This is a genomic window from Pseudomonas guariconensis, assembly GCF_040822035.1.
Classification (GTDB): Bacteria; Pseudomonadota; Gammaproteobacteria; order Pseudomonadales; family Pseudomonadaceae; genus Aquipseudomonas; species Aquipseudomonas guariconensis.
This window is the reverse complement of sequence record NZ_CP162012.1, coordinates 2,216,247-2,229,769: the sequence shown is the minus strand read 5'-3', so window position 1 is coordinate 2,229,769 and position 13,523 is coordinate 2,216,247. Positions and strand designations below refer to the sequence as shown.

Genomic DNA, 13,523 nt, shown 5'->3' with positions numbered 1-13,523 from the left:
AGCCTCATTCAGAGCGCAATCGATGAAACGCCAGCCTCTCGACGACAGCTTCAAGGTCAACCGCAACCCCGTTACCCTGCGCGAAATCGTACTCGACAAACTGCGCGGGGCGATCATGAACTTCCACCTGCTGCCCGGCGATCGCCTGGTCGAGCGCGACCTGTGCGACCGCCTCGGTGTCAGCCGCACCTCGGTGCGTGAAGCCCTGCGCCACCTGGAATCCGAAGGCCTGGTGGAATTCGCCGATGCCAAGGGCCCACGGGTGGCGATCATCACGCTCGAAGACGCCCGCGACATCTATGAACTGCGCTGCGTGCTCGAAGGCCTGATCGTCCAGCTGTTCACCCTCAATGCCAAGGCCAAGGACATCCGCGCCTTGGAGCGCGCCCTGGAGGTCAACCGCGAAGCCCTCGAAGAAGGCGAGCTGCAACAGGTGCTCGAATCGGTGCAAGGCTTCTACGACGTGCTCCTGGAAGGCTCCGGCAACCAAGTCGCCGCCCAGCAGTTGCGCCAGTTGCAGGCACGCATCAGCTACCTGCGCGCCACCTCGGTGTCCCAGCAGAACCGTCGCGGCGCCAGCAACCGGGAAATGGAAAAGATCGTCGAGGCGATCAAGACCGGCAATCCCCAGCTCGCCCACCAGGCCTCGGTCGACCATGTGCGCGCCGCCGCCAAGGTGGCTCTGGATTACCTGCGCCAGAAGCAGGACGACAACGCCAAGGTCCGTGACATCGTCGAACCCCTGGCCCTCAAAGATCCTCGCATAGGCCGCTGATCATGCCCGCCGCCCCGCGCTACTGCCCGCACTGCACCACTGCGCTTGCCCGGGGCGTTCCCAGCGGCGACACCCACGAGCGCCTGCATTGCACCGGGTGCGGCTACGTCCACTACATCAACCCCAAGATCATCGCTGGATGCATCATCGAGCGTGACGGCAAGTACCTGTTGTGCCAGCGCGCGATCCCGCCACGCCCCGGCACCTGGACCTTGCCCGCAGGCTTCATGGAGGCCGGCGAAACCACCGAACAGGCGGCCCTGCGCGAGGTCTGGGAAGAAAGCGGCGTGCGCGGCGAGATCGTCTCGCCCTATTCGATCTTCAGCGTGCCCAAGATCAGCGAGGTGTACATCATCTTCCGCGCCATCGCCACGGAAGAGACCGGCCAGCACGGCCCCGAGACCCTCGCCTACCGCTTCTTCGAGCCCGACCAGATCCCCTGGGACGAGATCTACTACCCCGCCATCCGGCAGATTCTCGAGCGCTATATCCTCGAACGCCAGGCGGGGGTCTATGGCATCTACATGGGCAACGACGATACCGGCAAGGTGCATTTCATCCGCTGATCGACGCGCCCCGCGTCACAGCCGGCAGCTTCAGCGCATCTGCCCTGCAATCAGCCCCAGCGCAATCAGGATCATCACCAGCCCCGACACTCGCCCCACGACCTTGGCCGCCGCCGGCCGAGTGCGCAGCACGGCCTTGGCCCCGTAACCCACCATCAGGTACACCACCAGCGAACTGGCCAAGTGCACCAGGCCCAGCAGCAATATCTGCATCCACACCGGCCAGCTCGATGCCGGGTCGGTGAATTGCGGCAACAGCGCAACGAACAGCAAGAACACCTTGGGGTTCAGGCCGCTCACGCAAAACCCTTTCAGTGCCCAGCGAGATCCGCTCTCCTGGCTGTGCGATGCGCCCGCCTGTGGCACCGACGGACTCAGCAACAAGTTGGCGCCCAACCACAGCAGGTAGATGCAACCGGCCAACGTCAGCAACGACAGCGCCAGCGGATGCCCGGCGATCAAGCTGCCCACCCCCGCCGCAACGATCAAGGTCGCCGCAAAATGCCCCGACAGCATCCCTGCCACCGCTGGCATCACCCAGCGTCCGCGCATGCCCGCCGAGATGGCATAGGCCCAGTCCGCGCCAGGGGTGATCACGAACAACATCGACACAGCCCAGAACGCCGTCAACACACTGATTGCCACGTTGAATCTTCCTTCACACTCGGTTGGGTGAAAAAAGAGTACGGATTTCAACGGGGGATTTTCTTTCGTATATTCCCGCCATCGCTCAAAAAAATGGAAGGTTCTCCCTGGTGGATAGAACAGATCGAAAGATTCTTTCCGAGCTACAAAAAGACGGTCGCCTCTCGGTGACCGAACTGGCCGATCGTGTAGGCCTGAGCCTCTCGCCCTGCCACCGTCGTCTCAAAGCCTTGGAGGAATCCGGCGCCATCCTGGGCTATCACGCACGCTTGGCGCCCAGCGCGCTGGGCCTGAACTTCGCCGCACTGGTGTTCGTCACCCTGCGCGAGGTCACCCGCCAACCGGTAGCGGATTTCGAGGCTGCGGTGGCAGCGATCCCACAGATCGTCGAAGCCCAGCGTCTGTTCGGCGACCCGGACTACCTGCTGCATGTGGTCGCTCGCGATCTGCCGGCGTTTCAGAAGCTGTACGACGAACAGCTCACCAGCATCCCCAATGTGCAGCGGCTGAGCTCCACCTTGGTCATGAAGGAAGTGCTGCAGGATCGGCAATTGCCCATGTAGGCCTCCTCAGAATTCGCGTACCTTGAACATCCGCTCGTCATAGGCGAAATCGAGCACCTCGCGCACCCGGATGTGCGCCGCGGCCGGGTGCAGGGGGTTGACCACCAGGTTGCGTTCAAGCTGCAACACCACCGAGGGCACGACCAGACCCAAATGGCTGCGGGCCTGGAGCCAGCGCGTGCCATACGCCATGCTGGGGCTGTCGGCGGGCAGCGCATCCCAGCCGGGCGGCAGGTCCTGCGGCCCGGGCGCCAGGTATAGGGCGGGGTCGTCAGGCAGTTCGAAGCAGGTGATCTTCAAGGGAAACTGCGGACGCCCGGCGGCATGCACGAACGTCTCCAAGGTGCAGATCGCCGGTGATAGCCCCATGTACAGCGCAGGGACATCGACCTGGTTCCAACGGCCACCAACCAAGGCCGCTCCCTTGCCGCTCAGGTCATCGGCCCGGGAGGCCTTGGCCACACGCCAGGCCAGCATCAGACGACGCCGCCCCACTCCAGGGCCGCCAGCACCCGACGCACTTGCCGTGCACCGATCTCGGTCTGGCACAGCATCACCGGCGTCATGACGCCAAGGGCATCGTTAGGTCGGGACATCCAGGCCACAGCCTGTTCCTCACTCTCGAACACCGCCACGGCCTGGTGAGTGATCTCGGCGATCCGGTCCAGACGCTCGGATGCCACGGCATCGAGTGGCTGGTTGTCCCGCACACGGCGTTCAAGGGTCGAGATCGAGGCATTGAACAGTTCGGCCACTTGTTTTTCGGGCAAGCCGAACAAGCGCTTGACTTCCAGGTAGAACTTGGCGGACAAGCCGTCGCGGATCTGCGCCAGGCGCTGTGCTTCGGTGCGTTGGTCATGAGTCTGTGTATAGCCCCAGAACACCCCGGCGGTTTCGCTGCCTGGCGTGGCCTTGCGTCCGCCTTCGATGGTGGCGTAACGCGCGCGGCGTGGCGTGGGCTTTTTGGTGGTCTCGATCATGGAAAGCCTCATTTGATGAGTCCCAAACGTCAAATGAAGGATACACCCCCTGCCCGGCCCTTGCATCGGCCGTTTGCTAACCGTTTGTCAGCCTTAGTTTTTTTAACGTTTGTAGGCACATATTTACTAATTTATCGATCCGCTCCCACCCCTCATGATCGCGCTTACAAGAACGCGTCGCCCTTTGCCGGCCCGCACCCGGGCACATTCCTGCGCCCCTCCCTGCCTTGGAGTCCGTCATGACCCGTGCAGCTACATCGGCCCCTCTCATAGAAAAACACACGATCGGATACGTGCCCCCGCAAGACCGCCATGGAAAGGTAAGGGATCTGTTCACCCTCTGGTTCGGGGGCAACATCGCCCCCCTGCCGATTGTCACCGGCGCCTTGGGCGTGCAGTTGTTCCACCTCAACCTAGTGTGGGGCATCGTCGCCATCCTGGTCGGCCATTTGGTCGGCGGCGTGTTGATGGCGCTGCACTCGGCCCAGGGCCCACAGATGGGCATCCCGCAGATGATCCAGAGCCGCGCCCAGTTCGGCTCGCTCGGCGCACTGTTGGTGGTGGTGATCGCCGGGGTCATGTACATCGGTTTCTTCGCCTCCAACATCGTGCTGGCCGGCAAGTCGCTGCATGGCGTGGTCGATACCGTGCCGGTCCCGGTGGGCATCGTCATCGGCGCGCTGGGTTCGGGCATCATCGGCATCATCGGCTATCGCTTCATCCATGTGCTAAACCGCATCGGCACCTGGGTGCTGGGCATCGGCATCGTGGTGGGCTTTGGCTACATCTTCAGCCACGTGCAAAGCGATGACTTCCTGACCCGCGGCAGCTTCAACATCTCCGGCTGGCTGGCCACCGTGTCGCTGGCAGCGCTGTGGCAGATCGCCTTCGCCCCGTATGTGTCGGACTACTCGCGCTACCTACCGGCCGACGTGAAGGTGTCCTCGACCTTCTGGACCACCTACCTGGGCTCGGCCTTGGGCTCGAGCCTGTCGTTCGTGTTCGGTGCGGTGGCGGTACTGGCGATCCCGGCGGGCATGGACACCATGGATGCCGTCAAGCTCGCCACCGGCGCCATCGGCCCACTGATGCTGGTGCTGTTCCTGCTCAGCGTGATCAGCCACAACGCCCTTAACCTGTATGGCGCGGTACTGTCGATCATCACCTTGGTACAGACCTTCGCCTATCGCTGGATCCCCACCGCCAAGAGCCGCGCGGTACTGTCGCTGGTCGTGCTGGCGGCATGCTGCGTGGTGGCGGTATTCGCCTCGGCGGACTTCATCGGCCACTTCGTCGACATGGTCCTGGTGCTGTTGGTGGTGTTGGTGCCCTGGACGGCGATCAACCTGATCGATTTCTACGTCATTCACAAAGGCGACTATGACATCCAGTCGATCTTCAAGGTCGACGGGGGCATCTACGGGCGCTACAACCCCCAGGCATTGATCGCCTACGCGGTGGGTATCGCAGTGCAGATCCCATTCATGAACACCCCGCTGTACGTAGGCCCGGTATCCGCCCACATCGATGGCGCCGACCTGTCGTGGCTGGTGGGCCTGCTGGTCACCTCGCCACTGTACTGGTGGCTGGCGACCCGGGACAGCGCCTACCGCCGCCGGCAAATGAGCGCCAAACTCGCCGCTGGCGTCTGAGCACTCAACGACACCTGACCCCAGAAGACCCGCCATGGCGGGTCTTCTGTTCTTCTTGATTTGCGACAACCCCTACAGCGACGCTTGATTCACCTGATGGTGACCAACGCAACCGATCGCCAGCATGCCCGCTCCTCGGACAAGGAGTTCCCCATGCAAAAACTTCCATTGGTCAAGTTCATCGCCCCTCGCATCAACCGCAAGCTCGTCACCACCGTCACCCTCCCGGTACTCGCCCTTGGCGGCCTGGCTGTGCTGTTCAATAGCGTGTTTTTCTACAACGAAGCGGGTCAGATGACCCATGTGCGCACGATCTTCGGCGAAGAGAAAGTGGTCGAGGACGTGGGCTACGCCACCAAGTGGTTCGGACGCAGCACGGTCTGGCGCCGCACCATCGGGGTCCAGTCCGCACTGCAAGCGGACATCCAGGAGGACAGGCGTAGCGGGCAGCCTTCGATCGTCCTGCCAAACCTGCCCATCGTGTTCCTGGGCAACGTCGATGCAAAGGCCGAGTTCAGCACGCAGTTTCGCCTGCCATCGGGCGAGGCCTTCCTCAAGATCGCCCAGGAATACCGAACGCCAGACAACTTCCTGCAACGCGCCTTGCTGCCCGCGGTCAAGGAAACCCTCCAGGCCACAGCCTCGTTGATGAGCGCAGACGATTACTACGCGGGTAACCGCAGCCACTTCGGCGCCGAATTCGAAAACCAGTTGCGCAATGGCCTGTACCTCACCAGCCGCAAGGAAGTGCGTATCAAGCGCGACGCCTTGCCGGCACAGACCGCCATCCTGCAGGCCGGTACCGACCAAGGCAGCTTCGGCGACAACACCGCCACCCGCTTCATCATCGAGAAGAAACTCGACAAGCACGGCCAGGAGCTACGCAAGCAGCAGCAATTTCGCCTGTATGGCGTAGAAGTCGTCGATGCGCGGGTCACCCACATCGACCCCAACCCTCAGTACCAGCAACGGATGGTCCGGGTGCAACAGGCCTTGGCGGAACTGGCGGTGGCCCGGCAGAACCGCCTCAAGGAAGAGGAAGAAAAGGAGCTGGTGTCCGCCCGGGGAGCCAAGGATGTCGAGGCCAAGCGTCAGGAAAGCCTGCGCCAGCAGATCGAACGCACGACCGAGGCCGAGACGGAAAAACAGCTCACACTGATCAACGCCGAGCGAGAAAAGCGGCGTGCCGAGATCGACAAACAGACAGCCGAACTGCTGCGCGACAAGGCCCGGGTCAATGCCGAGGCCACCAAGATCACCGCCGACGCCGAAGCCTACGCCCGTGAGGCGTCCCTGAAGGCTGACGGTGCCTTGCAGAACAAGCTCGATGCGCTGGTGCAGATCAACAAGGCCTGGGCCGATGCCGCCGCCAGAGCCCCGGTGCCCAATGTGATGATGGGCGGCACGGAAGCGGGCATCGGTCGCCAGGATGAAATGAACAAGCTCATGAGTGTACTGGCCACCAAGGCAGCCAAGGACCTCGCAATCGATCTCAAGACGCCCTGAGCCCTGCACTCATTGCGCCTTGTAGTTTCAGGGCGCAATGCCCTCGACGATGATCACCTCGGCCGTCGCCACTCCCTGCCGATGCCGGCAAGCCTCCTGGTATGCCTCGGACCGGTAGCACGCCACCGCCTGTTCGTATGAATCGAACTCGATCACCACGCTACGCTGTGGCGTGGGCCGTCCTTCCATCGCCTCGCTGCGCCCGCCACGGGCCAGCAGGCGCCCGCCGAACGCGGCGAAGGCCGCGGGGGCGCGCTGGGTGTAGTGCTGGTACTGCTCAGGATCGGTGACATTCACGTGGGCAATCCAGTAGGCCTTCATCCATCGCTCTCCTGTGAACGGTTATTTGTGTATGATGGTATACCATAAAGATCACCCTACCACAGCGAGTGTGCAGTATGGCTTTCAACAGCATCGAAGAACTCCTCGAGGACTACCGCCAGGGCAAGATGGTCCTGCTGGTGGACGACGAGGACCGTGAAAACGAAGGCGACCTGCTGATCGCCGCCGAGCGCTGTGACGCCCAGGCCATCAACTTCATGGCCCGCGAGGCACGCGGGCTGATCTGCCTGACCCTGACCGACGAGCACTGCCAACGTCTGGGCCTGGAGCAGATGGTGCCGGCCAACGGCAGTGTGTTCAGCACAGCGTTCACCGTCTCTATCGAAGCCGCCACCGGCGTCACCACAGGCATCTCGGCCGCCGACCGAGCCCGTACCGTCGCCGCCGCCATGGCGCCCGACGCACGTCCTGAGGACCTCGTCCAACCAGGGCATATCTTCCCCTTGCGCGCCCGCGAAGGCGGCGTGCTGACCCGCGCCGGGCACACCGAAGCCGGCTGCGACCTGGCGCGCCTGGCCGGATTCACCCCCGCCTCGGTGATCGTCGAAGTGCTCAACGACGACGGCACCATGGCGCGCCGCCCGGACCTGGAAGTGTTCGCCGAACGCCACGGCATCAAGATCGGCACCATCGCCGACCTGATCCACTACCGGCTGAGCAACGAGCAGACCATCAAACGCATCGGCGAGCGCGAACTGCCCACCGTGCACGGTACCTTCCGCCTGGTGACCTACGAAGATCGCATCGACGGTGGCGTGCACATGGCCATGGTGATGGGTGATATCCGTCGAGAACAGCCGACCCTGGTACGGGTGCATGTCATCGACCCCTTACGCGACCTGGTCGGCGCCGAATACGCAGGGCCCGCCAACTGGACTTTGTGGGCAGCCTTGCAAAAGGTCGCCACCGAAGGCACGGGCGTGGTGGTGATCCTGGCCAACCACGAGTCCTCCCAGGCCCTGCTCGAACGCGTGCCGCAGCTGACCCAGCCGATCAAGCCATTCCAACGAGGCCAGTCGAAGGTCTACTCCGAAGTGGGCACTGGCGCCCAGATTCTCCAGGACTTGGGCGTGGGCAAACTGCGACACCTGGGGCCACCGCTCAAATACGCAGGCCTGGCCGGATACGAGCTGGAGGTGGTGCAGAGCATTCCCTTCGAGCCCGCCGAGTTCAACTGAGCCGACACCCGTGACAGCCACCGTCCTGCTCTGCGGTGTGCTTCGCGGGTAAACCCACAACCCACCGCTTGAGAACGCCACGCCGTCCCCCTGGAGGACGGCGTGGCGTTTCGCTGAGTGGGGCCGGCGTTTTTAGTGATGGCCGGTCGCCTTCGACCTCTTGCGAAAAGTTTGGAATACCATAATATGATATTCCGTAGACCTTAGATTTCCGGCCGCACCTACACTTCAAACAACGGCCACGCGACATCGTTGGAAAGCTGCTCCCCGAATACATGGCGGGCGACAGGAAGCCCGCTCAAATAACAAAAGCAATGAGGGCGTTAACCATGCTGTTGAGCAAACGAGTCACCGCAGTGCTGTCCGCCAGCCTGCTCTCCCTGGCCTGCCAAGCCACCCTGGCTGCTGACAGCATGAGCTTCGTCAGCTGGGGCGGCACCACCCAGGACGCCCAGAAACAGGCATGGGCCGAACCCTTCAGCGAAAGCAGCAAGATCAAGGTCGTGCAGGACGGCCCCACCGACTACGGTAAGCTCAAGGCCATGGTCGAGAGCGGCAACGTGCAGTGGGACGTGGTCGATGTCGAAGCCGATTTCGCCCTGCGCGCCGCCAGCGAAGGCTTGCTTGAGCCTTTGGACTTCACCACGATCCAGCGCGACCGCATCGACCCGCGATTCGTTTCCGACCATGGCGTCGGCTCGTTCTTCTTCTCCTTCGTGCTCGGCTACAACGAAGGCAAGCTCGGCGCCAACAAGCCGGTGGACTGGTCGGCCCTGTTCGACACCAAGACCTACCCCGGCAAGCGCGCCCTGTACAAATGGCCGAGCCCCGGTGTCTTGGAGCTGGCCCTGCTGGCCGACGGCGTACCGGCGGACAAACTCTACCCCCTGGACCTGGACCGCGCCTTCAAGAAGCTCGACACCATCAAGAAAGACATCGTCTGGTGGGGCGGCGGCGCCCAGTCCCAGCAACTGCTTGCCTCCGGTGAAGCCTCGCTCGGGCAGTTCTGGAACGGTCGGGTCTACGCCTTGCAGCAGGACGGTGCGCCGGTGGGCGTGAGCTGGAAGCAGAACCTGGTCATGGCCGATTTCCTGGTCATTCCCAAGGGCGCCAAGAACAAGGACGCGGCCATGAAGTTCTTGGCCAACGCCAGCAGCGCCAAGGGGCAAGCGGACTTTGCCAATCTCACCGCCTACGCCCCGGTCAACCTCGACAGCATCGCCCAGCTCAAGCCGGAGCTGGCACCGAACCTGCCGACTGCCTATGCCCAGGACCAGGTGACCCTGGACTTCGCCTACTGGGCGAAGAACGGCCAGGCCATCGCGGCCCGCTGGAATGAGTGGCTGGTCAAATGAAAGTCGCCATCAACGCCTTGCACAACGCCCAAGGTGCCCCTAGCGGCACCGGCGCCCCGGGAGCGGCCGTGCGCCGCCCTCCCCTGAGCCAGCGCTGGCGGGGCAGCCGCAATCTGCTGCCGGCGCTGCTTTTCCTGGGCCTGTTCTTCTTCGCGCCGCTGATTGGCCTGTTGCTGCGCGGGGTGTTGGAGCCCGTACCGGGGCTAGGCAACTATGAGCAGTTGTTCGCCAATTCGGCTTATGCGCGGGTGCTATTCAACACCTTCTCTGTGGCGGGCTTGGTGACCCTGATCAGCGTGCTGCTGGGCTTCCCGCTGGCTTGGGCGATCACCCTGGTGCCGCGCGGCTGGGGCCGCTGGCTGCTGAACATCGTACTGTTGTCGATGTGGACCAGCCTGCTGGCCCGCACCTACTCCTGGCTGGTGCTGCTGCAGGCCTCGGGGGTGATCAACAAGGTGTTGATGGCGCTGGGCATCATCGATGCGCCGCTGGAGATGGTGCACAACCTCACAGGCGTGGTGATCGGCATGAGCTACATCATGACTCCGTTCATCGTGCTGCCGCTGCAGGCGACCATGCAGGCCATCGACCCGATGGTCCTGCAGGCCGGCTCGATCTGCGGCGCGAGCCCTTGGACCAACTTCTGGAAGGTGTTCATCCCACTGTGCCGCTCGGGGCTGTTCTCCGGCGCGCTGATGGTGTTCGTCATGTCGCTCGGTTACTACGTGACCCCCGCCCTGCTCGGCGGCGCACAGAACATGATGCTGCCCGAATTCATCGTCCAGCAGGTGCAATCGTTCCTCAACTGGGGCCTGGCCAGCGCCGCCGCCGCGTTGCTGGTACTGATCACCCTGGTGCTCTTCTACTTCTACCTGAAGCTGCAGCCGGAATCCCCGGTCGGCAACGCGAGGTAAACCGCCATGCTCCTGACTCCCAATGCCATGGGCCGGCCGCTGCGCACGGGCCTGTACCTGACCACCGGGGTGATCGCGGCCTTCCTGCTGCTGCCGATCCTGTTCATCGTGCTGCTGTCGTTCGGCTCGTCCCAGTGGCTGGTGTTCCCCCCACCCGGCTGGACCTTGAAGTGGTACGGCCAGTTCTTCTCCAACCCCGAGTGGATGGACGCTGCCCTGGCCAGCCTCAAGGTGGCCGTGCTCACCACGATCTGCGCCGTACTGCTGGGCCTGCCCACGGCCTTTGCCCTGGTACGCGGACGCTTCCCAGGCCGCGAGCTGCTGTATGGCCTGTTCACCCTGCCGATGATCGTGCCGCTGGTGATCATCGCCGTGGCGGTGTACGCGCTGTTCCTCAAGCTCGGCTACACCGGCACGCTGTTCTCCTTCGTGGTCAGCCACGTCATCGTCGCGCTGCCCTTCACCATCATCTCGATCATCAACTCGCTCAAGCTGTTCGACCAGTCGATCGAGGACGCCGCGGTGATCTGCGGCGCCTCGCGCTTGCAGGCGATCTTCAAGGTGACCTTCCCGGCGATCCGTCCAGGGATGATCGCCGGTGGCCTGTTCGCCTTTTTGGTCTCTTGGGACGAGGTGGTGCTCAGCGTGATGATGGCCAGCCCAACCCTGCAGACCCTGCCCGTGAAGATGTGGACCACCCTGCGCCAGGACCTGACCCCAGTGATCGCCGTCGCCTCGACGCTGCTGATCGGCCTGTCGGTCCTGGTCATGGTGATCGCCGCCGCCCTGCGCCGGCGCAACGAAGTCAGCGCCTGAGCGCCCGGAGACAACAACAATGAGTGCAGTGATGAAAGATGCCGCGCCCGCCAAGACCCTGGTCAGCCTGCGCAACCTGAACAAGCACTACGGCGACTTCGCCGCGGTGGACAACATCAACCTGGAGATCCAGGACGGCGAGTTCCTGACCTTCCTCGGCTCCAGCGGCTCGGGCAAGTCCACCACCCTGTCCATGCTGGCAGGCTTCGAGACCCCCAGCAGTGGCGAAATCCTGGTGGACGGCCAATCGCTGGTGAAAGTGCCGCCGCACAAGCGTGACATCGGCATGGTGTTCCAGCGCTACTCGCTGTTCCCGCACCTGTCGGTGCGCGACAACATCGCCTTCCCCCTGGCGATCCGCAAGCAGAGCGCCGCCGAGACCGCCAAGCGGGTCGACGCCATGCTCAAGCTGGTGCAGCTGGAAAAGTTCGCCCACCGCCGCCCCGCCCAGCTCTCCGGTGGTCAGCAGCAACGCGTGGCCATTGCCCGGGCGCTGGTGTACGAGCCGCGCATCCTGCTGATGGACGAGCCCCTTGGCGCGCTGGACAAGAAGCTGCGCGAAGACCTGCAGGACGAACTGCGCCAGTTGCACCGCCGCCTGGGGATCACCATCGTCTACGTGACCCACGACCAGGAAGAAGCCATGCGCCTGTCCCAGCGCATCGCGATCTTCAGCCACGGCAAGATCGTCGGCCTGGGCACGGGTTATGACCTGTACCAGAACCCGCCGAATGCCTTCGTAGCATCGTTTTTGGGCAATTCCAACTTCCTGCGGGTCAAGGCCAGCAGCCATGGCGCGGCCGCGTTCGAAGGGCAGTCCTTGGCGATCCGCCTGACCACGGGCCTTAATGCCGGGCAGGATGCGCTGATCATGGTGCGCCCGGAAAAAGCCCTGGCCTTGAGCGCCGAGCAGGCAGCCCGCGAGCCATTGCCCGCCGGCTGGAACGAAGTGACCGCCAAGGTAGGGGAAGTGTTGTTCCTCGGCGAGAGCCAGACCTGCCATGTGGTGACTGTCGGCGGCACCGAAATGACCGTCAAGGCGCTGTCGGCAGCCGGCATGCCGATGCAGCCCGGAGATACCGTGAAGGTCCGCTGGGCAGTGGCTGATGCCTGCATCTACACCGAATGGGCCGAGAGTGACCTGAGCAAAGCTGCCGGAGCGCATTGAGCAGGGTTAGGCGCAGAGCGTACTGGCCCTTTCATGGCTAAGCCCGCTCCCACAGGCTCTGCGGTGCTCTCAATGACACCGCTGTCCCTGTGGGAGCGGGTTTACCCGCGAACGCAACAACGCTGAACATCAAGGCTCACACAGGCAGCTGATATCGCTCGGCGAAGTACTGCCGGAAGAACTCCACCGCCACCCGCACCTTGGCCGACCCGGCCAGGGGCGTGGTGTACACCGCCCAGATGTCCGCCGCCTGCTGGTAGTCCTCCAGCACCTGAACCAGTCGCCCGTCGGCAAGGTTGTCGTGCACATCCCACCATGAGCGCAACAGGATGCCCCGCCCATCCAGGCACCATTGGTGCGCCACCTCGCCATGGTTGCTGGACAACGGGCCGGTCACCCGCACGCTTTGCTCGCCGCCTGGTCCCTCCAGGTGCCATACACCAAACGGGTGGTCACGCTCCTTGATCACCAGGCAGTCATGGCTGGCCAGATCCGCCAGGCTTTTGGGCGTGCCCCTGCGCGCCAGGTAGCCAGGTGCCGCGCACAGCACCCGACGGTTGCGCGCCAGGAGCTTGGCGATCAGGTTCGGCGCAATGACGTTGCCCACGCGAATGTCCAGGTCCACCCCCTCGGCAATCAGGTCGATCAGGCGGTCATGCACATCCAGGCGGATATCCAGCTTCGGGTAGCGCGCCGCCAGCTCCGACAGCGCAGGCGCCACGAAGCGTCGGCCCAGCCCCAGGCTGCTGGCGATACGCAACTGCCCGGCCGGTTCGCGCTGGCCAGCGTTGAGGTCATCGTCCATGCGTTGCAGGGATTCGAAGATCTGCAGCGCCCACTGGTACACCCGCTCGCCCTCCTCGCTCACCGTCACCCGCCGGGTGGTGCGGTGCAGCAGGCGCACACCGAGATTCTCCTCAAGCAGACGAATACGCTTGCTGACAAAGGCAGCCGACATGCCGCGCTCGTCGGCCACGGCGGCGAAGCTGGCGCGGCGCGCCACCTGCAGGAAGATATCCAGGTCGTCAAGGTTAGGCAGATTATTCACGATTCGTGCACCAAG

At 63.6% G+C, this 13,523-nt stretch carries 15 protein-coding genes; 10 read left to right on the top strand and 5 right to left on the bottom strand.

Going from position 1 to position 13,523, the window contains the following annotated elements; all coding sequences use genetic code 11:
- The first annotated feature begins 22 nt into the window (after positions 1-22).
- Complete coding sequence (locus tag AB1N67_RS10255; RefSeq protein ID WP_043212706.1) at positions 23-775, top strand: GntR family transcriptional regulator; 753 nt, start codon at positions 23-25, stop codon at positions 773-775.
- Between the two features lie 2 nt (positions 776-777).
- Positions 778-1,341, top strand: coding sequence for an NUDIX hydrolase (locus tag AB1N67_RS10250; RefSeq protein ID WP_043212704.1), 564 nt, complete (start codon positions 778-780; stop codon positions 1,339-1,341).
- Between the two features lie 30 nt (positions 1,342-1,371).
- Here AB1N67_RS10250 and AB1N67_RS10245 read toward each other — a convergent pair whose 3' ends face one another.
- A complete protein-coding gene (locus AB1N67_RS10245) occupies positions 1,372-1,986 on the bottom strand; it encodes a LysE family translocator (protein WP_090342185.1) in 615 nt (204 codons plus the stop codon).
- Between the two features lie 110 nt (positions 1,987-2,096).
- Here AB1N67_RS10245 and AB1N67_RS10240 point away from each other — a divergent pair, with 110 nt between their 5' ends.
- Positions 2,097-2,549, top strand: a complete 453-nt coding sequence (locus AB1N67_RS10240; RefSeq protein WP_367863777.1) for an Lrp/AsnC family transcriptional regulator — start codon at positions 2,097-2,099, stop codon at positions 2,547-2,549.
- 6 nt (positions 2,550-2,555) lie between these two features.
- Here AB1N67_RS10240 and AB1N67_RS10235 read toward each other — a convergent pair whose 3' ends face one another.
- Both AB1N67_RS10235 and AB1N67_RS10230 read right to left on the bottom strand, forming a co-directional pair.
- A complete protein-coding gene (locus AB1N67_RS10235) occupies positions 2,556-3,026 on the bottom strand; it encodes an RES family NAD+ phosphorylase (RefSeq protein ID WP_253132673.1) in 471 nt (156 codons plus the stop codon).
- Positions 3,026-3,529 carry an antitoxin Xre/MbcA/ParS toxin-binding domain-containing protein gene (locus AB1N67_RS10230; protein WP_367863776.1) on the bottom strand — a complete coding sequence of 168 codons (504 nt, stop codon included), beginning with the start codon at positions 3,527-3,529 and terminating at the stop codon, positions 3,026-3,028. The genes AB1N67_RS10235 and AB1N67_RS10230 overlap by 1 nt, the downstream gene beginning before the upstream one ends.
- Positions 3,530-3,768: 239 nt before the next feature.
- Here AB1N67_RS10230 and AB1N67_RS10225 point away from each other — a divergent pair, with 239 nt between their 5' ends.
- The gene (locus AB1N67_RS10225) at positions 3,769-5,181 is read left to right on the top strand and encodes a cytosine permease (protein WP_043212695.1); all 1,413 of its coding nucleotides are present in this window, start codon (positions 3,769-3,771) and stop codon (positions 5,179-5,181) included.
- 153 nt (positions 5,182-5,334) lie between these two features.
- The gene (locus AB1N67_RS10220; RefSeq protein ID WP_043212747.1) at positions 5,335-6,687 is read left to right on the top strand and encodes an SPFH domain-containing protein; all 1,353 of its coding nucleotides are present in this window, start codon (positions 5,335-5,337) and stop codon (positions 6,685-6,687) included.
- A 27-nt stretch (positions 6,688-6,714) separates the two neighbouring features.
- Here AB1N67_RS10220 and AB1N67_RS10215 read toward each other — a convergent pair whose 3' ends face one another.
- Positions 6,715-7,008: a DUF1330 domain-containing protein gene (locus AB1N67_RS10215; RefSeq protein ID WP_043212693.1), complete on the bottom strand. Its 294-nt coding sequence runs from the start codon at positions 7,006-7,008 to the stop codon at positions 6,715-6,717.
- Between the two features lie 77 nt (positions 7,009-7,085).
- On the opposite strand from AB1N67_RS10215, the gene ribBA reads away from it, so the two are divergent.
- The 5 genes from ribBA (at position 7,086) to AB1N67_RS10190 (ending at position 12,460) form a co-directional block, all read left to right on the top strand.
- Positions 7,086-8,207, top strand: a complete 1,122-nt coding sequence (ribBA, locus tag AB1N67_RS10210) for a bifunctional 3,4-dihydroxy-2-butanone-4-phosphate synthase/GTP cyclohydrolase II (protein WP_070575289.1) — start codon at positions 7,086-7,088, stop codon at positions 8,205-8,207.
- A 329-nt stretch (positions 8,208-8,536) separates the two neighbouring features.
- A complete protein-coding gene (locus AB1N67_RS10205; protein WP_070575286.1) occupies positions 8,537-9,562 on the top strand; it encodes a polyamine ABC transporter substrate-binding protein in 1,026 nt (341 codons plus the stop codon).
- Entirely contained in the window at positions 9,559-10,476 is a 918-nt protein-coding gene (locus AB1N67_RS10200) for an ABC transporter permease (protein ID WP_367863775.1), read from the top strand. Before AB1N67_RS10205 ends, AB1N67_RS10200 begins: the two co-directional genes overlap by 4 nt.
- 6 nt (positions 10,477-10,482) lie before the next feature.
- A complete protein-coding gene (locus AB1N67_RS10195) occupies positions 10,483-11,292 on the top strand; it encodes an ABC transporter permease (protein ID WP_043212685.1) in 810 nt (269 codons plus the stop codon).
- 19 nt (positions 11,293-11,311) lie between these two features.
- Complete coding sequence (locus tag AB1N67_RS10190) at positions 11,312-12,460, top strand: ABC transporter ATP-binding protein (protein WP_070575279.1); 1,149 nt, start codon at positions 11,312-11,314, stop codon at positions 12,458-12,460.
- A gap of 136 nt (positions 12,461-12,596) precedes the next feature.
- Here AB1N67_RS10190 and AB1N67_RS10185 read toward each other — a convergent pair whose 3' ends face one another.
- Positions 12,597-13,508 carry a LysR substrate-binding domain-containing protein gene (locus AB1N67_RS10185; RefSeq protein ID WP_043212682.1) on the bottom strand — a complete coding sequence of 304 codons (912 nt, stop codon included), beginning with the start codon at positions 13,506-13,508 and terminating at the stop codon, positions 12,597-12,599.
- Between the last annotated feature and the right edge of the window lie 15 nt (positions 13,509-13,523).

Coding starts and splice junctions, on each gene's coding strand:
- AB1N67_RS10190 (WP_070575279.1), top strand. CDS start 11,312: ATGAGTGCAGTGATGAAAGATGCCGCGCCCGCCAAGACCCTGGTCAGC.
- AB1N67_RS10230 (WP_367863776.1), bottom strand. CDS start 3,529: ATGATCGAGACCACCAAAAAGCCCACGCCACGCCGCGCGCGTTACGCC.
- AB1N67_RS10255 (WP_043212706.1), top strand. CDS start 23: ATGAAACGCCAGCCTCTCGACGACAGCTTCAAGGTCAACCGCAACCCC.
- AB1N67_RS10225 (WP_043212695.1), top strand. CDS start 3,769: ATGACCCGTGCAGCTACATCGGCCCCTCTCATAGAAAAACACACGATC.
- AB1N67_RS10205 (WP_070575286.1), top strand. CDS start 8,537: ATGCTGTTGAGCAAACGAGTCACCGCAGTGCTGTCCGCCAGCCTGCTC.
- AB1N67_RS10195 (WP_043212685.1), top strand. CDS start 10,483: ATGCTCCTGACTCCCAATGCCATGGGCCGGCCGCTGCGCACGGGCCTG.
- AB1N67_RS10220 (WP_043212747.1), top strand. CDS start 5,335: ATGCAAAAACTTCCATTGGTCAAGTTCATCGCCCCTCGCATCAACCGC.
- AB1N67_RS10235 (WP_253132673.1), bottom strand. CDS start 3,026: ATGCTGGCCTGGCGTGTGGCCAAGGCCTCCCGGGCCGATGACCTGAGC.
- ribBA (WP_070575289.1), top strand. CDS start 7,086: ATGGCTTTCAACAGCATCGAAGAACTCCTCGAGGACTACCGCCAGGGC.
- AB1N67_RS10200 (WP_367863775.1), top strand. CDS start 9,559: ATGAAAGTCGCCATCAACGCCTTGCACAACGCCCAAGGTGCCCCTAGC.
- AB1N67_RS10250 (WP_043212704.1), top strand. CDS start 778: ATGCCCGCCGCCCCGCGCTACTGCCCGCACTGCACCACTGCGCTTGCC.
- AB1N67_RS10215 (WP_043212693.1), bottom strand. CDS start 7,008: ATGAAGGCCTACTGGATTGCCCACGTGAATGTCACCGATCCTGAGCAG.